Below are 24,188 nucleotides of genomic sequence, written 5' to 3'. Positions count from 1 at the left end.
GAACGGCGCCGGCAAGTCGACGCTGTTCAAGATGATCACCGGCAAGGAGCAGCCGGATTCGGGTTCGATCGACATCGGCCCGACCGTCAAGCTCGCGTACGTCGACCAGAGCCGCGACGCGCTGGAAGGCAACCACAACGTGTTCCAAGAAGTGTCGGGCGGCCTCGACATCCTCAACATCAACGGCATCGAGATCCAGTCGCGCGCCTACATCGGGCGCTTCAACTTCAAGGGCCAGGACCAGCAGAAGATCGTCAGTACGCTGTCGGGCGGTGAGCGTGGCCGACTGCACATGGCGAAGACGCTGCTGCAGGGCGGCAACGTGCTGCTGCTCGACGAACCGTCGAACGACCTCGACATCGAAACGCTGCGTGCACTTGAAGACGCGCTGCTCGAGTTCCCGGGCAACACGTTCGTGATTTCGCACGATCGCTGGTTCCTGGACCGCATCGCGACGCACATCCTCGCATTCGAAGGCGACTCGCACGTCGAGTTCTTCCAGGGCAACTACCGCGAGTACGAGGAAGACAAGAAGCGCCGCATGGGCGCGGACGCCGGCCCGCACCGCCTGCGGTTCAAGGCCCTCAAGTAATCGCGACACTGACGCCCGCCTTCATGGCGGGCGTCTCGCATGCGGAATTCGACATGGCATCGGACGTCAATCGAATGTTGGTCCTCGCTGCAGCGCTCAGCGCGCTGGCGGCGTTGTTGCATGTCGCCGTGATCGTGGGCGGGCCGGACTGGTATCGCTTCTTCGGCGCAGGCGAGCGCATGGCACGCCTCGCCGAAGCGCGCAGCCCGGTGCCGACGCTCGTGACGCTGGGTATCGCGCTCGTGCTCGGGATCTGGGCGGCGTACGCGGCGTCGGGCGCGGGCCTGATCCGACCGCTGCCGCTGACGGCCGCGGCGCTGGTCGCGATCACCGGCGTCTATGTGCTGCGCGGCCTTGCCATCGTGCCCGCAGCCACGATGGCCTCGCTGCGCACACCGTTCAACCTCTGGAGCTCCGCGATCTGTCTCGCCATCGGCATCGTCCATGCCGTCGGCCTGTGGCAGGTGTGGAAGCGCCTCTGACATCGAATCCGGGAGACGACCGAGGAGCTTCATGACCGCGCTGCGCGCCCGCTGGACGACCGCGAACACGCTCGTCTGCGTCGGGCTGGATCCGGAGCCCGCCAAGTTCCCCGCGCGGTTCGCCAACGATCCCGACGCCGTGTTCGCGTTCTGTCGCGACATCGCCGACGCGACCGCCAACTACGCCTGCGCGTTCAAGCCGCAGATCGCGCACTTCGCCGCGCTTGCGGCGGAAGACGCACTGACGCGACTGATCGCGCACCTGAAGTCCGCGCATCCGCAGGTGCCGGTCATCCTCGACAGCAAGCGCGGCGACATCGGCAGCACCGCGCAGCACTACGCGAGCGAAGCCTTCGGCCGCTACGGCGCCGACGCGGTGACGGTGAACCCCTACCTCGGTCGCGATGCGCTGCAGCCCTTTCTCGACCGGGCCGACAAGGGCGTGATCATCCTGTGCCGCACGTCGAACCCGGGTGCCGGCGAACTACAGGACATGCTCGTCGCCGGGCGACCGCTGTACCAGCACGTCGCCGAAAAAGCCGCGCAGGAGTGGAATACGAACGGCAACATCGGCCTCGTCGTCGGCGCGACGTGGCCGGAGCAACTCGCCGAAGTTCGCGCGCTGGTGAAGGACGTGCCGCTGCTGGTGCCGGGTGTCGGTGCGCAGGGCGGCGACGCCGCGGCCGTCGTGTCGAATGCGAAGACGCCGGATGGCACGGGCCTGATGATCAGCTCGTCGCGCGCCGTGCTCTATGCGTCGAATGGCGATGACTACGCGGACGCCGCCGCGGACGCCGCACGCGCGCTGCGCGATGTCATCAACGCGAGCCGCTGAGGTGAGCGCCGCGCCGATCGTCGCACCGCTCAGACCGGCCGACCGCGACGACTGGCAACGCCTCGCCGAAGGCTACAAGGCGTTCTACGCGACGCCGACGACGCCCGCCGAATACAACGCCGCGTGGCAGCGCTTGATGGATGGCGACATCGTGCATGGCCTCGGCGCGCGCCTGGACGGTCGACTCGTCGGCATCGGCCACTACCTGTTCCATGCAAGTACGTGGGCCGACCGCGTCTGCTACCTGCAGGACCTGTTCACCGACGAAGCCGCGCGCGGACGCGGCGTCGCGCGTGCACTGATCGAGGCGGTCGCGGACGACACGCGCGCACGCGGCGCCGCGCGGCTGTACTGGCTCACGCAATCGCACAATGCGACCGCACGCGCCCTGTACGACCGCTTCGCCGAGCACCGCGGCTTCATCCGCTACGACCACCGACTCGACCACTGATTCAGCTTCGCCGCGTTCGCGTGAGCACAAGGCGCGCGTGCGGCTGCTAGCGTCGATGCGTGTCCCCGGAGTTCCTATGCACGCCCTAGCCCGCACGGCGCGGATCGCGCTGCTCGCATGTGTACTGCCTCTTTCGGCTTATGCCGCCGAGCCGACGAGCGATGCATCGCGTTCGAGCGCGGAGTGGTGGGCGGACGTCAACGTCGCGTCGTATCACTTCGAGAACGCCGACGACTATCTCGGGCGCGGCAGGCACTTCAACCAGAGCAACTATGGCGCAGGCGTGGAAGTGCAGTGGCAGCCGCGTCACGCGGTGTCGGCCGGCTACTTCCGCAACTCGGTGTACGAGGATTCGTGGTACGCGCTGTATCACTACACGCCGCTCGCACTCGGGCGGTACGTTCGCGTCGGCGGCATGGTCGGGCTCGTGAATGGTTATCCCGGTTACAACGACGGACATGCCGCGCCGGCGGGTGCGCTGGTCGCGAAGATCGAATACCGCCGCGTCGGCATGAATCTGATCTACCTGCCGCGCATTCCCGGCTCGACGCCGAACACGCTCGGCCTGCAGCTGAAGGTTCGGCTCGACCGCTAATCCGGTTGCGGTGGCAGGCCGAACACCTGCCGCAGGTAGGCGAGGTAGCCGGGGTCGCCGCCCATGCCCTTGCCCGGTGAATCGCTGATCTTCGCGACCGGCTGGCCATTGCAGCGCACCATCTTGATCACGATGTTGATCGGCTTCGGCCCCAGATCGTTGGTGAGGTTGGTGCCGATGCCGAACGCGAGCCGGCAACGTCCGCCGAAGCGCTCGTACAGCTGCAGCACGCGATCGGGATCGAGGCTGTCGCTGAAGACCAGCGTGCGCGACCGCGGGTCGATGCGGTGCGTCTCGAAGTGCGCGATCACCCGCTCGCCCCAGTCGAACGGATCGCCGGAATCGTGGCGCACGCCGTCGAAGAGCTTGCAGAAGTAGAGGTCGAAGTCGCGAAGGAAGGCGTCGAGGCCGACGACATCCGACAGCGCGACGCCGAGGTCACCCCGGTACTCGTGCACCCATGCTTCGAGCGCGGCCTTCTGCGAGTCGATGGGGCGTGGACCGAGTGCCTGGAACGCCTGCAGGAACTCGTGCGCCATCGTGCCGTGCGGCGTCATGTCGTAGATGCGCGCGAAGTGCACGTTGCTGGTGCCCGCGTAGCGTGCGCCGAGTCCGTCGCGCAGCATCGGCAGGATCTTTGCGTGCCACGCATGCGAGTAGCGGCGACGCGTGCCGAAATCGGAAATCGTGCAATCGGGCAGCGGTTGCAGGCGTTCGATCTTCGCCTCCAGGCGACGCAAGCCTTCCGCCTCGTCGGCTGGCGGCTGATGGCGGAACCAGACTTCATTGACGATCGCGAGCAGCGGTACTTCGAACAGGATCGTGTGCAGCCACGGGCCTTCGATCTCGAGTTCGATGCCGCCGGTGGCATCCGGCACGGCAGACAACCACACGTGGCGCGCGTCGAGCTCGAACAGGCGCAGGAAATCGATGAAGTCCGACTTCATGTACCGCAGCCCGCGCAACCAGGCGAGCTCGTCGTCAGTGAAGCGCAGCGTCCACAACGCAGCGATTTCGTCGCTGATCTCGTCGACATAGGGCGAGAGGTCGACGCCCGGCGTGCGGCACTTGAAGCGGTAAGTCACCTGCGCCGCCGGGTGCTGGTGCAGCACCGCCTGCATCATCGTGAACTTGTACAGGTCGGTGTCGAGCAGCGACCGGATGATCATGGGCGCGATGCCCCGTCGTCGTCAGCGGCCTGCGAGTATCGACAGGGTGATCGACAGCGCACGTGAAGCGAAGCGTGCGGCGATGGCGAGCGCGATCGCGACCTGCAGCGGTCCACTGCGATGCCTTGCCTCGAACTTGCTGAAATACCGCCACAGGCCGCGGTGTTTGTGCCATTCGACGAAGAACGGCCGTGAGCGGCTGGACACGCCGCGCACATGCACCACGCGCACCGCGTTGGCGATCGCGACGGCGCCGCCTGCGTCGCGGACACGGCGGCAGAGATCGAGGTCTTCGGCGTGCAGTCGATAGCCTTCGTCGAAGCCCTGCACGGTATCGAACAGCGAACGCGGCAGCAGCATCAGCGCGCCGGACACGGCATCGACGCGCTGCACCGCTTCGCCATTGGACGGGATCGCGAGATCCGTGCCCTCGCCCGCGAGCATGCCCGCGAAATCGGGATCACGGCGACGTGCAGCCGGGTCGGCGACGCCGTCTTCGTCGACGAGCTCGCAGCCCATCAGCGCGGGCGCGACCTGCGATGTCAGCGTGCGCATCCGTGACAGCGTGTCGCGCTCGACGAGGCAGTCGGGGTTCACGAATGCGATCCACGGTGCATCGCTGTCGCGCGCGCCCTGGTTGCAGGCGACGGCGAAGCCGGGATTGTCCGGATTGGCGACGAACTTCAGCCGTGGCTCGCCCGCGGCGATGCGCTGGACGATGCCGAGCGTGCCGTCATCCGAGGCGTTGTCGACCACGCGGATCTGCGCGACACCGTCGGCCGCGCGCAGCCGTTGCAGGCAGAGTTCGATCGTCTCCGCGCTGCGGTAGGTGACGACGACGACGGCGATGTCGTCGGTCGTCATGGCGATGCTCCGAACAGGTCCGCTTGCGCATCGCTGGCCGCGCGTTCCGCGAGCACCGCGGCGATGCGATCGCGCTGGGCGCGCAGCGGATCGTCCATCAGGAATTCGGCGAGGCGCGCGTTCCAGTGCGGCCAACGCGCTGCGACGCGGTCGAGGTCGCCGTCGGCCGGATGGCCTTCGTCGAGCCGTCCGACGTACGCCTGCATGCACAGCAAGTCGACGCCGCCGAACGCCTGCAGACGCAGGCACAGATCGATGAGCGCCGCGTACCACGACGCATAGCTCGTCGCGTCGACGCCGCCGACGCGACGGCAGGCGCTGCCGCGCAACAGCACCGCGTGACCGACCGCGGCGGGTAACGGCTGCGATGGCAGCGCCGCCTCCGCGAGCGCATCGACGATGCGCGACGGATCGTCCGGCAACGGCGCGACATCACCCAGGCGCGGCCAAGCTGCGGTTTCGCCGGCGTTGCTCCACGGCGTCACCGACGTCGCGTGCGGCGACTCGCGCAGGCAGCGCGTCATGCGCGTGAGCCAGCCCGGCGCCGGGCGTGCGTCGTCGGCCAGCACGACGACGTCGGCGTCGCCGCAGGTGCGCAGCACGTCCGCGAGATGCGCCGCTTCACCGAGCGCACGCGGGCGGCGTCCGTATTCGGCGCTCATGCGCGTGGTCGCGAGCCATGCGTCGACGACGTCGCGCACGCGCGGACCGCCGCACGCGTCGTCGGCGAGCCAGACGCGCGTGCTCGCGGGTGTCGTGGCCTCGAGCGCCGCGAGGCAGCCGTCGAGCACTGCATCGTCGACGCCCACCGGGATCACCACGATGGGCAGGGCGTCGCCGGGCGCCGCCTCGACCACGTCCGTCACCGTATCAACGCACCTCGGTGCCGCCGCGCACCTTCTGCTTGCGGTGCAGCGGCTCCATCGCGCGGAAACGACGCGTGTAGTCGTCGGTGAGGTCGCGCACTTCCTGCGGGTTGCGCACGACGGTGGGCGTCAGCAGCACGATGACTTCGTTGCGGTCGGTCTTCGACGTCTGTCGACCGAACAACCCGCCCACCACCGGAATACGGCTCAGGCCAGGCAACCCTGACGAACCGCGCTGCACGCCGTCGCTGATCAGGCCGGCCAGCATCACGGTGTCGCCGCTCTGCACGGCCGTTTCGGTCTTCACCTTGCGCGTGTCGATGCGCACGTTGCCGTTGCGATCGGCGACGGTTCCGGGCGAACTCACTTCCTGCACGATGTCGAGGAAGACCATGCCGTCGCGCGTGATGCGCGGGCGCACCTTGAGGATGATGCCGGTGTCGAGGTACTGCACCTGGCTGTAGGTGACGCCGCCCGTGCCGGTGCCCGGATCGACCGTCACCGACGAAATCGGGATGCGGCTGCCGACGTTGAGCGTGGCTTCCGCGTTGTTGCGCACGAACACCGACGGCGTCTGCAGCAGCTGCAGGTCGGTGACCTGGTCGAGCGCGTTGATGACGGCCGCCGCGTTCTTGCCAAGGAACGTCCACGCGAGGCCCGGATTGGTGACGTCGGCCGGGCGGATGCTGCCCTTGAGGTCGCCCCAGATGTTGCGGCCCGCGGCATTTGGCAGGCCTGCACCGCCGGCGGAGGTCGGATCGCTCACCGCCTGCTCGAAGAACCAGTTGACGCCGTACTGCAGCGCACCGCTGAGCTGCACTTCGACGACCTGCGCTTCGATCTGCACCTGCATCGGCATGACGTCGAGACGTTCGATCACGTCACGGATCGACGCCCAGCTCTGCGGCGTGGCGCGGACCAGCAGCGAGTTGGTTTCGTCCACCGCCGATACACCGACGCGTTGGCCGTCGACATCGAACGTCACCGAGCCGTTGCCGTTCTGGCGTGGATCGAGCGACAGCGACGACGACATGCCGCCGGTCGATGCGGTCCCGCTATCGCCGGGTGCGGACGTCTGGCCGATCGACGCGCTCGCCCCGCTGTCGGTGTCGCGCAGTTCCGTGGAATCAAGACCCGGCATCAGCGACGGCTGGCCGGTGGTCTGGCTGCCACCCGAACGGCCACCGCCGAACACTTCCGACAGGCGATCGGCGAGATCCTTGGCCTTGATGTACTTCAGCTCGTACGAATACAGGCGCGGCTCGCTGCCGGCGCCGTCGATGCGTTCGAGCCACTGCTGGATGTCGTCGAGATACGCGGCCTGCGGCGTGATCACGAGCACCGCGTTCGCACCTTCGAGCGGCATGAAGCGGAACATGCCGGCGACCGGCGACTTGCTGGTCTCGCCGAACACCTTTTCAAGATCGGCGACCACGCGGCTCGCGCGCCCCGACTGCAGCGGGAACACGCCGACCGACATGCCGGCGAGCCAGTCGACGTCGAACGTCTCGATCGTGCGCAGGTAGTTCTCGAGTTCCGCGCGCGTACCGGCGACGGTGATGACGTTGCGCGCGTTGTCGACGTTGACGATCGCGTTCGGTCGCGCGTACGGCTTGAGGATCTTCTCCATCTCCGTCGCCGACACGAACTTCAGCGGCACGGTGCGCGCTTCGAAACCGCGCGCGGTCGACGCGGGGCCGGTGCGCGGCGCGACGGTGCCGGCGAGCGCCTGGTCGGCCGGCACGATGTTGTAGCGGCCACCGCTGTAGACCATGCGCGCGTTGTTCCAGCCGAGCACCATCTCGAGCAGGTTCAGCGCTTCGGCGGGGCTGACGGGCTTCGGCGTCGCGAGCGTCACCGTGCCCTGCACGTTCGGCGCGATCACATAGTTCTGGCCGAGCATGTCGCCGAGGATGGCCTTCACCACCGCCTGCACCGACTCGCCTTCGAAGTTGAACGTCGCGGCGCCGGAGCTGCCGCCGAGGCGCGACGGCGGCGCGCTGGCGACGCGGTTGTTGATCACCGTGCCGGTGCCGCGACGGATCTGCGCGCGCGGGCCTTCGTCCTGCGCCGGCAGCGGCGTCGTGGTGACGTTGCCGTTCGCGACGGTGGCCGAATCGCCGGCGGGCGCCGACGAGGTGCCGGCGGCCGGGCCGTCGAGGCGCCCATCGCGACGCACGACCGGCGGCGTGACCGTGGTGCAGCCGGCGAGGATCGACGCGATCGCGAGTGCGGCGGTCGACTGGCGCAGGGCCGGGCGGAGGACGGTGACGGAAGGCAGGAGGTTCATCGCGGGACTCAGCGGTTCGTCGGCGGCGGCACGGCCGTCGCGGGCGGGTTGGCGTTCTGGGCGCGCCGGCGCATCTCTTCGCGGCGGGCTTCGATGCGTTGGCGGATCTGCTCGATCTGCGCGGGGTCGGGCTGCGAGGCAGCGTCGGTCGGGGGCGGTGCGGTCGGCACGGGCATGCCGACGGGATTCGGCGGCACCGACGCCGCGGGCACGGAGGTCGTCGACGCGGTCGGCGCCGCGCCGCCCTTGCCGTCGTACACGCGCAGCGTGAGTTCCTTCTGACCCTCGGGACCTTCGAACACCGCGCTGCGCGGTTGCAGCGACGTCAGGCGCCACGCCGGGAAGGAATCCGGCGCATCGCCGATCTTCACCCGCCACGACTCGCTGCCATCCGGCTTCTGCACGATCGCGATGCTGGCCTGCGGCGTGATCAGCACGCTGGTCAGCACGAGGTCGAAGTCGGCGGCGCCCGCGGTCTGCTGGTCGTCGGTGACGAGCGAGAACGGATGCGGGCGGCGATCGGTGGCGAACAGCGGTCGCGCGGCGATTTCGCCGTACTGGCCGATCGGCCCGAGCGTCGCGCCGGGCACTTCCGCGGGCAGCGTCGGAATGCGGCTGCCGGCGATGGTTCCGCCCTTGCCCTCGGGCACCTGGCCGCCCATGCCCGCAAGCGCAAGCACCCAGGCGAGCAGCGCCCAGCCGGCGAACCCGGCGAGCAGCACGGTGCGCGGCGCGACGTGGTCAAGACGCATCGGGACCTCCCGACGGCGGCGTCGCCGGCTCCGGCGCGCCCTGCGGGGTTGCGGGCGTCGGCAGCGGTGCCGGTGGCGGCATCTTCGGACCGGTGATGCCGGAATGCGCGGGCGCCATCTCGGCAGGATTGGCGGCCGGACCCGGGCCCGGCATCGACGACGGCCCGGTCATGGGCACGGGCGCTGGAGCCGGTGCAGCGGCAGGCGGCATCGCGGCGGAAGGCTGGGGTGCGGCCGACATGACCGGCGCGGCAGCAGCGCCGTCGATGATTGCGCCCGCCGGACGCAGGTAACCGACGAGATCGAAGCTCACGTCGAGCCCGCCGCTCGACGCATTCGGCTCACCGCCGAAGAAGCGCTGCGCGAGGATGTTGAGGTTCTCGACGAACAGTCGCGGCGTGCCGGCTTCGAGCGCATGCAGCACCGCCGCGAGTTCCGGCGTACCGCAGCGCAGGCGAACCTGCACGGCGACGCGCGTATACGCCTCGCCCGATTCATTCTGCAGCGGCGAGCGGTTGCTGATCTGGCAGCTGCGATTACCCGGGCTCGCCTGCGCGACGACGGTTTCAAGGCGCTGCACGAGCCCCGCGACGGCGAGTTCCGGTGTCGCCTCGGGCAGGAAGCCCGGACGCGTCGCGAGGCGCTGCTGCGCTTCCTGCAGTCGGGCCTGCACCGCCGGCGCCTGCGCGAGTTCGGCGCGCAGGCGCGCGTCGCGTTCCTGCAACTGGTCGATGCGCGCACCGACTTCGCGCATCGGCACCGTCCACCAAGGATGGATCAGCACGCCGTAGGCGATGAGCAGCACCGCGACGAGCAGGCCCAGCGCCAGCCAGCGCTCGCGCTCGGTGACGACGGGCGTCATGGCGACGCGTCCTTCTTCGCAGCGGATTCGCGACCGAGCTCCGCGGTCAGCGTGAAGCGATCGCGGTTGGTCGCCGGATCCGGTTGCAGCGCGCCGGCGAGCGCCGGCGAATGCCACAGCGGCGCGCCTTCAAGGCGGTTCACCAGCGAGGGCGCTTCGTTGCTCAGCCCGATCAGCGTCAGGCGATCCCCTTCCATGGCGAGCTTCTCGAGATACGTCCCGTCGGGCAGGCGACGGCTGACTTCATCCATGACTTCGACGGCGGTCGGCTGTTCGGCGCGGCGCTTGTCGAGGAACGCCTGGCCGGCGACGAGTTCCGTCAGCGCTTCGCGCTGCTGCGCCGCGAGCTTGGCGGGACGGCTGCGCGCACGCACGTCGTGTTCGAGCTGATCCGCGGCCTGGCGGCGATTGTCGAGAATCGTGACGAGCGCGAACGCGATCGCGATGACGCCGACGCCTGCGAGCACGCGGTTCCACACCAGCCACGGATCGCGCTGGCGACGCCGCGCCGCCGGATCGAGCAGGTTCACGCCACGCGGCGTGCCGTCGACATCGAGCACGTCGACGCCCGCGAGTCGCCCCGCAAGCGGGCCGAGTGCGGCGAGCATCGGCTCCGCGCGCATGCGCGGCGTCGCGACGAGTTCGACATCGAGCTGGCCGTCGCCGCGACGCCCGACGAGGCGTGCGTCGTACATCACCTCGTCGGCGGCGAACGGCGTCTGCCGGTCGAGTTCGAAGCGCACGACATCGCGGAGGCGATCGGCCGCGGCCGCGGGCAGGCCGAGGCGACGCACGAGCGCGGCGCCGGCAGGCAGCACGAGCCAGCGCGGCAGGTCGACGGCAGACGAATTGAGGACGGTCGCGAGCGGATCGTCGCCCGGCGCATCGACGAGCGCAGGCAGGCGACCGAGTTCATGGAGCGCGCCGTCGCGCTGCAGCTGCAGGCGCACCTCGCCGTCGGTGAGCGGCATGAGGAGCAGGCGTCCGCGATCGACGCCCAGCGCACGGCGAACGCGCACGGGCAGCCACGCGGCGAGGGCGTGGCCCCACCAGTTGAGCAGGCCGCGCAGGCTGGTGGCCTGCGGGCCGAGCCGGGCGGCGATCCGCCCGAGGCCGCGCATCCGGCCCTCGAGAACCGAGGTCATGGTGACGGAACCCCCTCCTCCCAACGCAACGGTGTGTAGGCCATCCCCGGAATGGCGCTGCCCCCGGCGCGTACTACGGCGCCGAGCGTGGCGATGCGTCCGCCACGGAGCCGGGCCGTGCTCTCGATACTATACGTTCCGCTTCCGAACGCCTGCAGGCTCTCGCCGCCGGGCACGCCGGGACGCGGTTGGCCGCTGGACGGATCCCACGCATCGCGCTGCTGGACGATCGCCTTGCCGTCCATGCCCATCGCGGTCAGCACCGGCGCGCCGGCGAACGCGGGCTCGGGCCGGCCGCGACCGCTGAACACGGTCACGTAGGGCGCGACGCGCTTGTAATCGTCCGCGGTGAAGCCGAGCACCTGCAGCAGCTCGGCACTGCTTTCGAAGTCGGCGTCCTTCGCGCCGTACGGCAGGCCCGCCGCGGCGTAGTCGGGATCCTCCGCACCGCCGGACGGCTGCGTCAGCGGATCGGCATCGCGCCAGTCGACCACCGCACCCGCGAGCTTCTCCGCGCGCCCGCGCTCGATGCCGACCGCCTCGAACAGGCCGGTGAGCAACGGCGGATCCGCGTGGTTGAGATCGACCTTGCCGTCCTCGTCGACGATGCGGATCTCGACGTCCGCGCTCTCGTAATTCCACTTGTACGCGCGGCCGTCCGGGCGCCATTGCTGGCGCGGATCGGGTTGCGTCACCTTCGTCAGCGCGTATTCGACGCCGGCGCGTGCGATCTGCTCGGCCTGCACGCCGTCGACGAGCGCACGGCCCTGCATGCCTTCAGTGCGCGCGGTGAGCGAGAACGCGCCGACCAGCGCGATGAGCAGCACCATCAGCCAGAGCACGAGCAGCAGCGCGGCACCGCGCGAGGAACGACGCGTCATCGCGTGATCCCCGTGGCGTATGCGGCGGCGAGGCGCGGTGCGACGTCGAGCACCGGCCACGGCTTGCCGTCCTTGTCGACGACGCGGATCTCGACGAGCAGCGGAAGCTGTTCGGTCGTCGTCCAGTCGTCCTGCCACTCGGCGGGTTTGCCGTCTTCGCCGACGCCGCGATAGTGGAACTGCACGCTGCGCAGGTTTTCGGCGAGTACTTCGGGCGTGCGATCCACCGCAGGCGCGGCGTCCCCGGGCTGCACGACGGCGAGACCGAGCGTGAGCCGCACGCCATCGCCCGACGGCATGCGCTCGACGCGCAGGTCGTGCACGCTCGGGCCGCCGCGACCGATGTAGTCCGGAAGATCGGACACGAAGCGCATGCCTTCGGCGTCGCCGGCGAAGCGCTTGGGCTGGCCGGTCGTCGAGTCGATCTCGAAGGCGACGGCGCGCGCACCCGCAAGGCGACGACGCAGGAAACCTTCGACCGCACGGATGTGTTCGTTGCTCGCGGCGGTCGCTTCGCCGCGACGCGTCGCGCCTGTCGCGCCGGTGATCGTCGCGAACGCGAGCGTGAGGCCGACCGCGAGCAGCACCGTCGCGATCAGCACTTCGACCAGCGTGAAGCCGCGCGCACGCCTCACGTCGGCGGCGCTCCTAGGTTCGCCGGAACGAGGCGCAGCGAATGCAATTCAAGGCGCTCGCGCGGGCCGCCGTCGCCCCACGTCATGGTGATGTCGAGCGCGAGCAGCACCGGCGCGTTCGGGTCGACGGGCTGCGTCGACGCGGCGGCATTCGTGCGATACGGCGCTACGTGCAGTTGCCAGCGATAACGCCCGTCCTCGAGTTCGCCGTCGCGATCGCCGGCGCGAAGCGGGCCGTTGGTGTCGAGCTCGTCGAGCACGGACTGCGCGAGCATCGCGGCGCGTCCGGCATCGGCTGACCAGCGCACCTGCCTGCTGGAATTGGTGAGCGTGCCGAGCAGCAACGTCAGCGCGACCGCGAGCACCGCGAACGCGACGACGACTTCGATCAGCGTGTAGCCGCGCGCGCGCCGCATCACGGCGATTCCGGCCGCACGAGCTTCACTTCGCCCGTGAGCCAGGCGACGTCGACGTTGAACGCGGCCGTGTCGCGCTCGAGCCGCACGCGACCGCCCGTCGACGCCCCGTCGGCAAAGAACAGGATCGCGCCTTCATCCGGCGACGGCCGCGTCTGTCGCGCACCGATGAACGACACGCGCACTTCCGACGGAATCTCGCCGTGGCGCCCTTCCGGCGCCTGCCACCGATGCGTGCGCGGCTGGATGACGAAGCGCTGCGTCTGGCCCGTCGCGATGGCGCGGGTGCGCGTGTAGCGCAGCTGCGACGCGACCTCCTTCGCCGCCGAACGCAACTGCATGCCCTTGAAGCCGCCGGTCATCGCCCCCGCCGCGAGCAGGCTCATCACCGCGATCAGCACGATCACGATGATGATCTCGATGAGCGACACGCCGCGCGCACGACGGGCGGCGGGTGCAGCCGTCCGACGTGGCGCGATGCGGATCATTCGTTGCGGATGTCGCCGTCGACGCTGGTGCCGCCGGGCTTGCCGTCCTTGCCGAGGATGATCACGTCGAACGCGTGGCCGTCTTCGCCCGGCGCCTTGTAGGCGATGTCGTTGCCCCACGGATCCTTGAGCTCGCCCGCTTTCGCGTACGGGCCAAGCCAGCCCGTCGAACCCTGCGGCGCGGTGGCGAGGTCGGACAGCGTGGTCGGGTACTTGCCGACGTCTTCCTTGTACTGCTCGATCTTCTGCGCGAGCGTCTGCACTTCCGACTTCGCGAGGTTGGCCTTCGCGCGGTCGGAACCGCCGAGGATGCGATTGCCGACGAAGGTCAGCACCACGCCGATCAGCACGATGACGATGATGATTTCGATGAGGCTCATGCCGCGCTGCAGAGCACGCGGGGCGGGCGATCGGGTGAGAGCTCGACGGTTGCGCATGGGGGACGGCTTCCGGGGAAAGGGCGACTGTTTACCAAATTCGCGATGTGAAGCGGGAGATTTGGCCGAGCGGTTCAGGTTTTTTCGTATCGCGGCGGAAGTGGGACCGCAGCCCGGCGGTGCGGTTCCCGTGTCGTTCCATCGCGGAACGCGCTTATTGCCGAGCGTACGCCGATGGTGCGGCGCCTGCGTTTTCCGCTGCGGAGCGGATGGCGCGTTCAGCGACACGGGTGCGCTGCGGATCGGGACATGCGATGGCGTGTGGTGGGGAACAACGCTGTCATGCGTTACCGGGTTGCGCGCAGGTCGTCGCCTTGGTGTGGGCCGCCGCAGCACGGCGGGAGGTTGAGCACGCGGCAGTGCCGGGTAGGAAGCTACGTGTTTATTTCGCTACCCGGCCGGTTCGAATTCCGGCCCGCCGCAGCGCGGCGGTCGTTCGTCTCGCCCGCGCGGCAATGCCGCGCGAAGCGCGGCGAGCCTCACCCAATCTGCCCGGTGAGGTCGTACATCGGGACGAGGATGCCGAGGATCACCGTGCCGATCACGAACGCGAGCACCATCGTGACGATCGGCACCAGCGCGGCGAGCATGCGGTCGAGCGCGAGGCCGGTTTCATGTTCGAACGTCTCCGCCGTGCGCAGCAGCATCACGTCGAGCGCACCGGATTCCTCGCCGACTTGGATCATCTGCAGCGCGAGGCGCGGGAAGCGCTTGCCGCGCCCCAGCGCCGTCGACAGCGCGACGCCGTTCTTGACCTCGTCCGCTGCCTTCTCGACGTCGGCAGCGAGCATGCGGTTGCCGAGCACGTTGCGTCCGATGCCGAGCGCGGTGATCAGTGGCACGCCGTTGCGCACCAGCGTGCCGAGCGTGCGCGCGAGGCGTGCGACTTCGATACGCGCGACGAGAAGCCCGGCGAACTTGCGACGCAAGAGCCACGCATCGAACGTCATGCGGAAGGCGGGGTCGCGACGCTTGCGCTCGATCCACCACACTGCGAGCGCGGGCGCGGCAACCAGCACGATCCAGAAGTCGCGCACGAAGTTGCCGATGGCGAGGATGATCTTGGTAAATACCGGCAACTGCGCGCCGAGGCTTTCGTACATCTGTGCGAACTGCGGCACCACGTAGCCGAGCAGGAACAGCATGCTCAGCGTCACCATGACCAGCAGGATCGCGGGATAGATCAGCGCATTGATGACGCGCCCCTGCAGCGCGCGCGCGCGTTCGAGGTAATCCGCGAGGCGCGCGAGCGTCTCGTGCAGGTTGCCGCCCGCCTCGCCCGCGCGAACCATGTTGATGTACAGGCGCGAGAACGTGCCGTGCTGGCGATCGAGCGCGGTCGACAACGCCGCGCCGCCGCGCACCGCTTCGCGGACGTCGGAGATCGTGCGACGCGCGGCCTCGTCGTCGGGCAGTTCAAGCAGGATCGACAGCGCGCGATCGAGCGGCTGCCCTGCACCCAGCAGCGTCGACAGCTGCTGCGTGAACTGCACGAGGCGCGCGCCGGCGAACGGCTTCGCCTTGAACAGGCCCTTCCAGATCGCCGGGCCGCCGCCTTCGCTGGCGAGCTTGGCTTCGACCGGCAGATGCCCCTGCGACTGCAGGCGTTGCGCCACCTCGTCGACGCTGGCGGCCTCCATCTGGCCGTCGAGCATTTCGCCGCGCGGATTCAGCGCCTTGTAGCGGTACAGCGCCATGCGTCGATCAGGCCTCTTCCGTCACGCGCAGCACTTCCTCGATGGTCGTGAGGCCGGCGAGCGCCTTGGCGATGCCGTCCTCGTACATCGTGCGCATGCCGGCCGCGCGCGCGATCTGTTCGACCTCGCCCATGCCGGCGTGACGCATCACCGCGCGACGCAGCTCGTCGTTCATGACGAGGAATTCGGTGATCGTCATGCGCCCGGCGTAACCGCTCGGGGCAATCGGCGACGGCTTCGGTCGATACAGGTAGATGTCGCCCTGCGGCTGCAGGCGGCGCAGGCCGAACTTCTCGATCTCTTCCGGCAGCGCGAGGTAGCGCTCGGCATGCGTCGGCTCCAGCTTGCGCACGAGGCGCTGCGCGAGGATGCCGTTGATCGTCGACGTCAGCAGGTAGTCCTCGACGCCCATGTCGAGCAGACGCGTGATGCCGCCCGCCGCATTGTTGGTGTGCAGCGTCGACAGCACGAGGTGGCCGGTGAGCGCGGACTGGATCGCGATGCGCGCGGTCTCGAGGTCGCGCATTTCGCCGATCATGATGATGTCCGGATCCTGGCGGACGATCGAACGCAGCGCGTTCGCGAAATCCAGCCCGATCTGCGGCTTCACCTGGATCTGGTTGATGCCTTCGATCTGGTATTCGACCGGATCCTCGACGGTGATGATCTTGACGTCGGGCGTGTTGAGCTTCGAAAGCGCCGTGTACAGCGTCGTCGTCTTGCCCGAACCGGTGGGGCCGGTGACGAGCAGGATGCCGTGCGGCTGGTCGAGTACTTTCTGGAACTGCGGCAGGAAGTCGTCGGTGAAACCGAGCTTCTCAAAGCTCAGCACCACCGATTCGCGATCGAGCAGTCGCATCACGACGCTCTCACCGTGCGACGTCGGCACCGTCGACACACGCAAGTCGAGTTCGCGACCCTGCACGCGCATCTGGATGCGGCCGTCCTGCGGCAGACGGCGCTCGGCGATATTCAACCGCGCCATGATCTTGATGCGCGAAATCACCGCCGCCGTGAGATTCGTCGGCGGGCTTTCGCCTTCGTGCAGCACGCCGTCGACGCGATAGCGCACCTTGAGCTGGTTCTCGAATGGCTCGATGTGGATGTCCGACGCGCGCAGCTCGACCGCGCGCTGGATCACCAGGTTCACGAGCCGGATGACCGGCGCCTCGGACGCGAGATCGCGCAGGTGTTCGACATCGTCGAGCTCGCCGCCCTCGCCTTCCGCGGTGTCGACGATCGCACCCATCGCGCTGCGGCCCTGGCCGTGCCAGCGCTCGATCAACGCGTCGATTTCCGAGCGCAGTCCGACCAGCGGATTCAACGGGCGCGGCAGTGCGAGACGCAGCGCGTCGAGCTGGTAGGCGTCCTGCGGATCGGCCATCAGCACGTCGATCGCGGTGTCGCCTTCGCGGATCGGGCAGAGATGGAACTGCCGCATGAACTTCGCGGACAGGGCGACGTTCTCGGGCGGCAGGTCCGGAAGATCCTTCGTCGCGACGATCGGGAGATCGAGAACGGTCGCGACGGCTTCCGCATGGTCGCGTTCGGACACGAGGCCGAGGCGGCCGAGCAGCGCGAGCAGCGGGCCGCCGGCCTCGGCTTCGAGGCGACGTGCACGCGCGAGGTCGGCGTCCTTCAGGCGGCCGCGCTCGATCAGCAGCGCGACGATGCGCGCTTCGACGGGATCACCGCCGATGGGTTCCTCGATGGGATCGACGACCGCGTTCACCCGCACCTCCCTGACGACCGCCGGACTGTATCAGGCGGATGGCGCAGGACGCGGCATCGGCGCGCGCGTCCGGGCCGTCCGTTGCCCGTCGATCAAGTTCGCTGAATGCGTCAGCCGACCCACGCCCGCGCGTTGCGGAACATGCGCAGCCACGGCGAATCCGCCGGCCAGTCGCGCGGCGCCCAGCTGAGATTCGCGGTGCGCAGCGTGCGCTCCGGATGCGGCATCAGCAGGGTCACGCGACCATCGCGGCTGGTGAAGCCCGCGATCGCGTCGTGCGAGCCGTTCGGATTGATCGGGTACTGCGACGCCTGCTCGCCACGGCCGTCGACGTACCGCGCCGACACCGAAATAGCGGCACGCGCGGCCGGGTCGTCGAAATGCACGCGACCTTCGCCGTGCGCGACCGCGACCGGGATGCGCGAGCCTTCCATGCCTTTGAGGAACACGGACGGCGACTCGGTGATCTGCAGCAGCCCCAAGCGCGCCTCGAACTGCTCGCTGCGATTGCGCAGCAGGCGCGGGAAGTGCTCCGCACCCGGAATCACGGGGGCCATCGACGCCATCATCTGGCAGCCGTTGCAGACGCCGAGCGCGAACGTGTCCTCGCGCCCGAAGAACGCCGTGAACGCTTCCCGCACCGCGCTGCGCTCGAGTGCGCTGGTCGCCCAGCCGCGGCCCGCGCCGAGGACGTCGCCGTAACTGAAACCGCCGCACGCGGCCAGGCCGATGAAGTCGGCGAGGTTCACGCGACCCGCGATGAGATCGCTCATGTGCACGTCGACGGCGGTGAAGCCCGCCTTGTCGAAGCCCCACGCCATCTCGATCTGGCCGTTGACGCCCTGCTCGCGCAGGATCGCCACCTTCGGCTTCGCACCGACATTGACGTACGGCGCGGCGATGTCGTCGGCCGGATCGAACGTCAGCTTCGGCATCAGGCCCGGCGCATCGAAATCGCGCGCGATCTCGCGCTCCTCGTCGGCGCAGTCCGGGTTGTCTCGCAGGCGCTGCATCGCGTGCGTCACCGACCACCAGGCGTCGAACAGTTCCTGCCAGCTCCACTCGGCGACGGTCTCGCCGTCGCGACGCACGCGGATCTGCGGCGACGTGGTCGGCTTGGCGACGCGCTGCGCGCAGTCGATCAGCCCGTGCTGCGCGACGAGATCGGCGAACTCCGCGCGATCCTCGACGGCGACCTGCACGATCGCACCGAGTTCCTCGTTGAACAGGCAGCGGAACGCGTCGTCGCCCCAGTTGTCGAGCGAGATGTCGAGGCCGGTGCGCGAGCAGAACGCCATTTCGGCGAACGCGGCGAAGGCGCCGCCGTCGGAGCGGTCGTGGTAGGCGCGGATCAGGCCCGCGGTGCGCGCGGCACGCATCAGCTCGAAGAACTCGACGATGCGCTGCGGATCGTCGACGTCCGGCACGCCGAAGCCGTCGCGTTCGCCGGCTGCGGCGAATGCCGGGAACGCCGCGTCACCGCCCGACTCCGGGTGGCACTGCGCGAGCACCGAACCGCCGAGGCGCTGCTTGCCGCCACCGAGGCCGATCAGCCACAGCTCGCTGTCGACGCTGCGGTCGAGCAGCGGGGTCACCTGTTCGCGCACGTCAGTCACCGGCGCAAACGCGGTGACGATCAACGACACCGGTGACACCGACTTCTGCTGCGCGCCGTCGACATGCCACTGCGCCTGCATCGACAACGAATCCTTGCCGACCGGAATCGCGAGCTGCAGCGTCGGGCAGAGTTCCATCGCGATCGCCTTGACCGCGTCGAACAGCAGCGCGTCCTCGCCCGGATGACCGCAGGCGGCCATCCAGTTCGCGGAGAGTTTGATGCGATCGAGCGCTTCCACCGGCGCGGCACACAGATTCGTGATCGCCTCGCCCACCGCCATGCGTGCGGCCGCAGCGGAATCGAGCAGTGCGAGCGGCGTGCGTTCACCGATCGCCATTGCTTCGCCGGCGTGCGTGTCGAAACCGCTGAAGGTGATCGCGCAGTCGGCAACCGGAAGCTGCCACGGGCCGACCATCTGGTCACGCGCGGTCAGGCCGCCGACGCTGCGGTCGCCGATCGTGACGAGGAAGTTCTTGGACGCGACGGTGGGATGCGCGAGCACGCGCAGGCCGGCCTCGCGCAGGTCGAGCCCGCCCCACTTCAGCGCGGGCCACTTCGCCGGCGCCGGGTGCTGCGTGTCGCGGTGCATCTTCGGCGGCTTGCCGAACAGCACGTCCATCGGGATGTCGATCGCCCAACCGGTTTCGCCGGCAGCGACACGCTCACGCGTCGCGCCGTGACCGACGACCAGGCGTTCCTCCGTCGTCGCGTAACCGACGACCGCGAACGGGCACCGCTCGCGCTCGCAGATCGCGGTGAATTCGTTGACGCGCTCCGGCGGCAGGCCGAGCACGTAGCGCTCCTGCGACTCGTTGCACCACAGCTGCATCGGCGACAGCGACGGATCGTCACTCGGCACGCGATCAAGATCGATCACACCGCCGAGGTCGCTGTCGTGCAGCAGCTCCGGAATCGCGTTCGACAGGCCGCCCGCGCCGACGTCGTGCACCGTCGCGATCGGATTGAGTTCGCCGAGCGCGACGCAGCGGTCGATCACTTCCTGGCAGCGACGCTCCATCTCCGGGTTGTCGCGTTGCACGCTGGCGAAATCGAGCGCTTCCTGGCTTTCGCCGGACGCAACCGAACTCGCCGCACCACCGCCGAGACCGATCAGCATCGCCGGGCCGCCGAGTACGACGATGGCGTCGCCGTCGCGCAGGCCGTGCTTCTGCACCTGGATACGATCGATCGCGCCGAGGCCGCCGGCGAGCATGATCGGCTTGTCGTAGGCGCGGGTGAGCGCGCCTTCCGGCAGCTCGAAGCTGCGGAAGTAGCCCAGCAGGTTGGGACGACCGAATTCGTTGTTGAACGCCGCCGCGCCGATCGGGCCGTCGAGCATGATCTCGAGCGCCGGCGCCATGCGCGGGTTCAGCACGCGCGGCGCTTCCCACGGCTGCGGCAATGTCGGAATGCGGAGGTGCGAGACGGAGAAGCCGGCGAGGCCCGCTTTGGGCTTGCCGCCGCGACCGGTCGCGCCTTCGTCGCGGATTTCACCGCCCGCGCCAGTGGATGCACCGGGGAACGGCGAGATCGCCGTCGGATGGTTGTGCGTCTCGACCTTGATGCAGAACGCCGACTCGGCTTCGCCTTCGCTGCGATACGTGAAGTCCGGGCCGGAGGGACGGAAGCGCTTCGCGCGATAGCCCTCGACCACCGCCGCGTTGTCGCTGTACGCGCTCAGCGTGTGCTGCGGCGTCGTCGCGTGCGTGTGGCGGATCATGCCGAACAGGGACTTCGGCGCGTCGACGCCGTCGATCGACCAGCTCGCGTTGAAGATCTTGTGGCGGCAGTGCTCGCTGTTGGCCTGCGCGAACATCATCAGCTCGACGTCGGCCGGTGCGCGGCCGAGTGCGGCGTAGCGTTCGCGCAGGTAAGCGATCTCGTCGTCGGCGAGCGCGAGGCCGAGGCGCCTGTTCGCGTTCTCGAGGTCGGCGAGGTCGATGCGTTCCAGATCACCGCGCGACGGCGCTTCGAACAGCGCGACGGCGTCCTCGCGCGCGTCGAGCAGCGACTGCGTCATCGGGTCGTGCAGCACCTTCGCCAGCGCGCCTTGCGTGGCGGCGTCGGTCGGCCAGTTGGCGAGGTCGATGCGCGTGCCGCGTTCGACGCGGTGCACCGGCAGCCCGGCGCCCTGCAGCAGCTCCGTCGCCTTGCTCGACCACGGCGAATGCGTGCCGAGGCGCGGCGTGACGAAGCGGGAGACGGCAGACGGATCGCGGTCGGCGAAGGTGGCGCCGGCCTCGAGGATCTCACCCAGCTTGGCCGGGTCCGGCTGCGCGCCGGGCTCGGGCAGCACCCAGTAGGTGTGCCGGGTGCCGAGCAGGCGGACGTCGGGGTGGAGACTGCGGAGGCGGGCTTGGAGCCGCTCCAGGCGGAACGGCGACAGGGCGGGGGCGCCCTCGAGGACGATCATGTCCGACGGACCGTGCGACGGCAGGGCCCGCCATTGTACCCGCCCGGGGAGGTCGGCCTCAGCCGGCGGGCTTCGCCGTCGGCGCCTGCTTCGACTCCATCTGGTCGAGGATGTCGCGCAGCTTGTCCGCCGGGACGTAGCCGCCGAGCTGGGTGCCGTCGTCGGCCACCACCATCGGGGTGCCGGTCAGGCCGGCGCGCTGGCCGATGTCGTACTCCATGTCGACCGGGTTCTTGCAGCTGCGCTGCGGCACCGGACGATCGTTCTTCGCGTCGGTCAGCGCCTTCTTGCGGTCGGGGGCGCACCACACCGACACCATCTGGCGGTAGTCGTCGCTGCCGATGCCCGCACGCGGGAAGGCGACGTAGTCGACCTCGATGCCGCGCGCGTTGTAGTCGGCGATCTCGCTGTGGAACTTGCGGCAGAAGCCGCAGCTGATGTCGGTGAACACGGTGACGCGATGCTTCGGATTCGCCGGCGCGAACACGATGCGGTCGCTCGCGGGAATCTTCTCGATCAGCGTCTTGCGCAGCTTGCCGAGCGAGGTCTCGGTGAGATTGTCCTTCTTGACCGCGTCGTAGAGCGCGCCGCCGGCGCCCGGGATGAACATGTAGCGCCCGTCGTCGCTGACGTACGCCACCTGCCCGCCGACGACGACCTCGCGGAAGCCCGGAATCGGCGCGGCGCCGACATGCTCGACCACGGCGCGCGGTTCCATCGCGTGGATCGCGTCGATGGCGCGCGCGTCCGGCGTGCCGGCCGCGGGCTTGGCCTCGACGGTCGAGCCAGCCGTACGCGCGAGCGGCGTCGCAGCGGGCTTGGCGGTCGATTCGGACGGGACCTTGGCGCAGGCGGCAAGGCTGGCGACGCCGAGCGCGGCGATGACGAGCGAAGTGCGGAGAGGACGCATCGGAACCTGGGGAACGTCGGGGACGTCCGATTGTGGCACGGGGGTCGCGGGCGGCTGTGGAAGGGGTTGGCGGGGCTTCAGGGGGCGGCGGTGCCAGGTCACGAGGCCGTGGCTGCGGGAGGTCGAGTGGCGATGGGTGCGGCGGTGTGGCGCTGGATGGGCGCGTCTCGCCGGGCTGATTCGGGTCGACGTAGGTGCACATTCGAGCAAGAAGCAAAGGCGGTTCTGCGCTCAACTCGCGGCCGCGATCGGCGGTCTCATCGAGTCTGATGCCGATCGAACGCCCTGCCCGCCGCAGCGCGGCGGGCGTGAAAACGACGCGCGGCGCATGCGCCGCAAGCGCGTCGTTTTCACCCCCTCGGGTGATGCATGCGGTGCAGGTGCTTGAGCTTTTCCTTCGCCACCAGCGTGTAGATCTGCGTCGTCGACAGAGAGCTGTGGCCGAGCAGCATCTGCAGTGCGCGCAGGTCGGCGCCGTGGTTGAGCAGGTGCGTCGCGAAACTGTGGCGCAGCCCGTGGGGTGAAATGCGTGCGGGATCGATGCCGGCCACCGCGGCCATGCGCTTCACCGTCGCCCAGAACTGCTGACGCGTGAGCACGTCACCTTTGGCGTCCACGAACAGGAACGGCGACGTGCGGCCCTTCGCGAGCAATGCCGGACGCGCCGTCGCCGCATAACGCTCCAGCCAGTGCTGCGCTTCCTCGCCCATCGGCACCAGCCGCTCCCGGCTGCCCTTGCCGGTGACGCGCAACGCGCCCTGTCGCAGGTTCACCGCCTGCGCCGGCAGGCCGACCAGCTCGCTGACGCGCAGGCCCGTCGCGTACATGAGTTCGAGCATCGCCTTGTCGCGCAGGCCGTCCGATGTTTCGACATCGGGCGCCGCGAGCAGCGCGGTGATCTGCGATTCGGTGAGCGCCTTCGGCAGCAGGCGCGGCAGCGTGGGCGTGCCGAGCAATGCGGTCGGGTCGTCGCTGCGCAGGTGCTGGCGGATGCACCACGCGAAGAAACCGCGCAGCGCGGACAGCAGGCGCGCGTTGCTGCGCGGCGAATAGCCGTCGCGTGCGCGCATGGCGAGGTATTGCGAGAGATCCGCCGCGGAGGCCGATGCGAGTGCACCGTCGCGATCGCGCCAGCGTGCGAAACCCGCGAGATCGCGTCGGTAGCTGTCGCGCGATGCGGTCGAGAGCCCGGTTTCGGCCCAGACCGCGTCGAGATGACGATCGATGAGTTGCGCGTCGGCCGCACCGAGTTCAGGCAGCGCACGCGCGGCCTGTCGTCGTGCCGCGACCGCGTCCGCGCGTCGCGTTCCGGCTTTCGCATCCATGCGCGGCAGCTTAGCGACTATCCTGATCGCATGGCATCGAACGCTCCCGCGCGCCCCTGGATCGGCTGGCGCCTCTTCGCGCTGTTCTACGACTTCTGGCCGGTGGTGGCCCTGTGGATGCTGGTGTCGACGGCGTTCACCGTCGGCTACTACGCCGCCGGACACGGCGCGCGCGAGAACATCCATCCCTTCAGCCTGCTGTCGTGGCTGTTGTGGATCGCGTGCTGGGTCGTCGCCGGCGTGTACGCGGTGGTGAGCTGGGCGCGCGGCGGTCAGACGCTCGGAATGCGGCCGTGGCGACTGCGCGTGGTCGGCATCGCGACGCCACCGACACGACGCGCGCTGGTGATCCGTTACGTCGTCGGCACGCTGTCGCTGCTCGCGGGCGGGCTGGGGTTCTGGTGGGCGTGGTTCGATCGCGACCGGCTGACGTGGCATGACCGGGCGAGTGGGACGCGTGTCGAGCGGCTCGAGAAGCGGTGATTCGCTGCGCTCGTGCGACTGGATGCTGAGCGTCACATGCTGATCGACGTGAGTCGGTGTTGGCGACGCTGACGTCAGCGACGTCATTCGACTCCTACATCGTGCGACACCGGGCCCGCCGCAGCGCGGTGGGCGTTTAGGCAGGCCACGCGGCAGTGCCGCCAATGCGATCGATTTTTCGGTCGCGACCCGGGCGCTACGAACTCCCGGCCCGCCGCAGCGCGGCGGGCGTTCGGGCAGGCCACGCGGC

At 69.2% G+C, this 24,188-nt stretch carries 22 protein-coding genes and 1 pseudogene; 6 read left to right on the top strand and 17 right to left on the bottom strand.

Translation table 11 applies throughout. From position 1 onward, the window contains the following. From EVS83_RS14305 to EVS83_RS14285, 5 genes are all read left to right on the top strand, one after another. A partial coding sequence (locus tag EVS83_RS14305; protein WP_133501696.1) for an ATP-binding cassette domain-containing protein occupies positions 1 to 592 on the top strand: 592 nt, incomplete at its 5' end. A gap of 23 nt (positions 593 to 615) precedes the next feature. Then, positions 616 to 1,074, top strand: a complete 459-nt coding sequence (locus EVS83_RS14300; protein ID WP_246022977.1) for a hypothetical protein — start codon at positions 616 to 618, stop codon at positions 1,072 to 1,074. 31 nt (positions 1,075 to 1,105) lie between these two features. Then, entirely contained in the window at positions 1,106 to 1,909 is an 804-nt protein-coding gene (pyrF, locus tag EVS83_RS14295) for an orotidine-5'-phosphate decarboxylase (protein ID WP_208108756.1), read from the top strand. A 1-nt stretch (position 1,910) separates the two neighbouring features. Continuing rightward, positions 1,911 to 2,360 (top strand): GNAT family N-acetyltransferase, encoded by a 450-nt coding sequence (locus EVS83_RS14290; protein ID WP_208108755.1) that lies wholly within the window; start codon positions 1,911 to 1,913, stop codon positions 2,358 to 2,360. A gap of 76 nt (positions 2,361 to 2,436) precedes the next feature. After that, positions 2,437 to 2,955: a hypothetical protein gene (locus EVS83_RS14285; protein WP_133501693.1), complete on the top strand. Its 519-nt coding sequence runs from the start codon at positions 2,437 to 2,439 to the stop codon at positions 2,953 to 2,955. On the opposite strand, the gene pncB is transcribed toward EVS83_RS14285, so the two are convergent. The 17 genes and pseudogenes from pncB to xerD all read right to left on the bottom strand — a co-directional run bounded on the left by pncB (position 2,952) and on the right by xerD (position 23,455). Then, positions 2,952 to 4,124 (bottom strand): nicotinate phosphoribosyltransferase, encoded by a 1,173-nt coding sequence (pncB, locus tag EVS83_RS14280; RefSeq protein WP_133501692.1) that lies wholly within the window; start codon positions 4,122 to 4,124, stop codon positions 2,952 to 2,954. The genes EVS83_RS14285 and pncB overlap by 4 nt on opposite strands. Before the next feature lie 21 nt (positions 4,125 to 4,145). Beyond that, entirely contained in the window at positions 4,146 to 4,988 is an 843-nt protein-coding gene (locus tag EVS83_RS14275; protein ID WP_133501691.1) for a glycosyltransferase family 2 protein, read from the bottom strand. Further along, positions 4,985 to 5,854, bottom strand: a complete 870-nt coding sequence (locus EVS83_RS14270; protein ID WP_246022975.1) for a glycosyltransferase family 2 protein — start codon at positions 5,852 to 5,854, stop codon at positions 4,985 to 4,987. The genes EVS83_RS14275 and EVS83_RS14270 overlap by 4 nt, the downstream gene beginning before the upstream one ends. Before the next feature lie 4 nt (positions 5,855 to 5,858). Beyond that, the gene (gene gspD / locus EVS83_RS14265; protein WP_133501690.1) at positions 5,859 to 8,144 is read right to left on the bottom strand and encodes a type II secretion system secretin GspD; all 2,286 of its coding nucleotides are present in this window, start codon (positions 8,142 to 8,144) and stop codon (positions 5,859 to 5,861) included. Between the two features lie 8 nt (positions 8,145 to 8,152). Continuing rightward, complete coding sequence (locus EVS83_RS14260) at positions 8,153 to 8,896, bottom strand: general secretion pathway protein GspN (protein WP_133501689.1); 744 nt, start codon at positions 8,894 to 8,896, stop codon at positions 8,153 to 8,155. A 178-nt stretch (positions 8,897 to 9,074) separates the two neighbouring features. Beyond that, positions 9,075 to 9,758: pseudogene (gene gspM, locus EVS83_RS14255) on the bottom strand (type II secretion system protein GspM); the annotation flags it as partial. Then, entirely contained in the window at positions 9,755 to 10,903 is a 1,149-nt protein-coding gene (locus EVS83_RS14250) for a PilN domain-containing protein (RefSeq protein ID WP_246022973.1), read from the bottom strand. The pseudogene gspM and the gene EVS83_RS14250, both read right to left, overlap by 4 nt. After that, entirely contained in the window at positions 10,900 to 11,784 is an 885-nt protein-coding gene (locus EVS83_RS14245; RefSeq protein WP_133501687.1) for a type II secretion system minor pseudopilin, read from the bottom strand. The genes EVS83_RS14250 and EVS83_RS14245 overlap by 4 nt, the downstream gene beginning before the upstream one ends. After that, positions 11,781 to 12,419: a prepilin-type N-terminal cleavage/methylation domain-containing protein gene (locus EVS83_RS14240; protein WP_133501686.1), complete on the bottom strand. Its 639-nt coding sequence runs from the start codon at positions 12,417 to 12,419 to the stop codon at positions 11,781 to 11,783. Before EVS83_RS14240 ends, EVS83_RS14245 begins: the two co-directional genes overlap by 4 nt. Continuing rightward, a complete protein-coding gene (xpsI, locus tag EVS83_RS14235) occupies positions 12,416 to 12,835 on the bottom strand; it encodes a type II secretion system protein XpsI (protein ID WP_133501685.1) in 420 nt (139 codons plus the stop codon). Before xpsI ends, EVS83_RS14240 begins: the two co-directional genes overlap by 4 nt. Beyond that, a complete protein-coding gene (gene xpsH, locus EVS83_RS14230) occupies positions 12,835 to 13,323 on the bottom strand; it encodes a type II secretion system protein XpsH (protein WP_133501684.1) in 489 nt (162 codons plus the stop codon). The genes xpsI and xpsH overlap by 1 nt, the downstream gene beginning before the upstream one ends. Further along, entirely contained in the window at positions 13,320 to 13,760 is a 441-nt protein-coding gene (gene gspG / locus EVS83_RS14225) for a type II secretion system major pseudopilin GspG (protein WP_133501683.1), read from the bottom strand. Before gspG ends, xpsH begins: the two co-directional genes overlap by 4 nt. Positions 13,761 to 14,239: 479 nt before the next feature. Continuing rightward, the gene (gene xpsF / locus EVS83_RS14220) at positions 14,240 to 15,457 is read right to left on the bottom strand and encodes a type II secretion system protein XpsF (protein ID WP_133501682.1); all 1,218 of its coding nucleotides are present in this window, start codon (positions 15,455 to 15,457) and stop codon (positions 14,240 to 14,242) included. A gap of 7 nt (positions 15,458 to 15,464) precedes the next feature. Then, the gene (gene gspE, locus EVS83_RS14215; RefSeq protein WP_133501681.1) at positions 15,465 to 17,189 is read right to left on the bottom strand and encodes a type II secretion system ATPase GspE; all 1,725 of its coding nucleotides are present in this window, start codon (positions 17,187 to 17,189) and stop codon (positions 15,465 to 15,467) included. 110 nt (positions 17,190 to 17,299) lie between these two features. After that, the gene (gene purL / locus EVS83_RS14210) at positions 17,300 to 21,220 is read right to left on the bottom strand and encodes a phosphoribosylformylglycinamidine synthase (protein ID WP_133501680.1); all 3,921 of its coding nucleotides are present in this window, start codon (positions 21,218 to 21,220) and stop codon (positions 17,300 to 17,302) included. 58 nt (positions 21,221 to 21,278) lie between these two features. Next, positions 21,279 to 22,130 (bottom strand): DsbC family protein, encoded by an 852-nt coding sequence (locus EVS83_RS14205; protein ID WP_133501679.1) that lies wholly within the window; start codon positions 22,128 to 22,130, stop codon positions 21,279 to 21,281. Positions 22,131 to 22,480: 350 nt separating this feature from the next. Beyond that, positions 22,481 to 23,455, bottom strand: coding sequence for a site-specific tyrosine recombinase XerD (xerD, locus tag EVS83_RS14200; RefSeq protein ID WP_133501678.1), 975 nt, complete (start codon positions 23,453 to 23,455; stop codon positions 22,481 to 22,483). A gap of 30 nt (positions 23,456 to 23,485) precedes the next feature. Between xerD and EVS83_RS14195 the strand changes: the two genes are divergently transcribed. Further along, positions 23,486 to 23,938, top strand: coding sequence for an RDD family protein (locus EVS83_RS14195; protein WP_133501677.1), 453 nt, complete (start codon positions 23,486 to 23,488; stop codon positions 23,936 to 23,938). The last annotated feature ends 250 nt before the right edge of the window (positions 23,939 to 24,188 follow it).

This window comes from Cognatilysobacter terrigena (assembly GCF_004361065.1).
Classification (GTDB): domain Bacteria; phylum Pseudomonadota; class Gammaproteobacteria; order Xanthomonadales; family Xanthomonadaceae; genus Cognatilysobacter; species Cognatilysobacter terrigena.
This window is presented reverse-complemented; position numbering and strand designations above follow the sequence as displayed.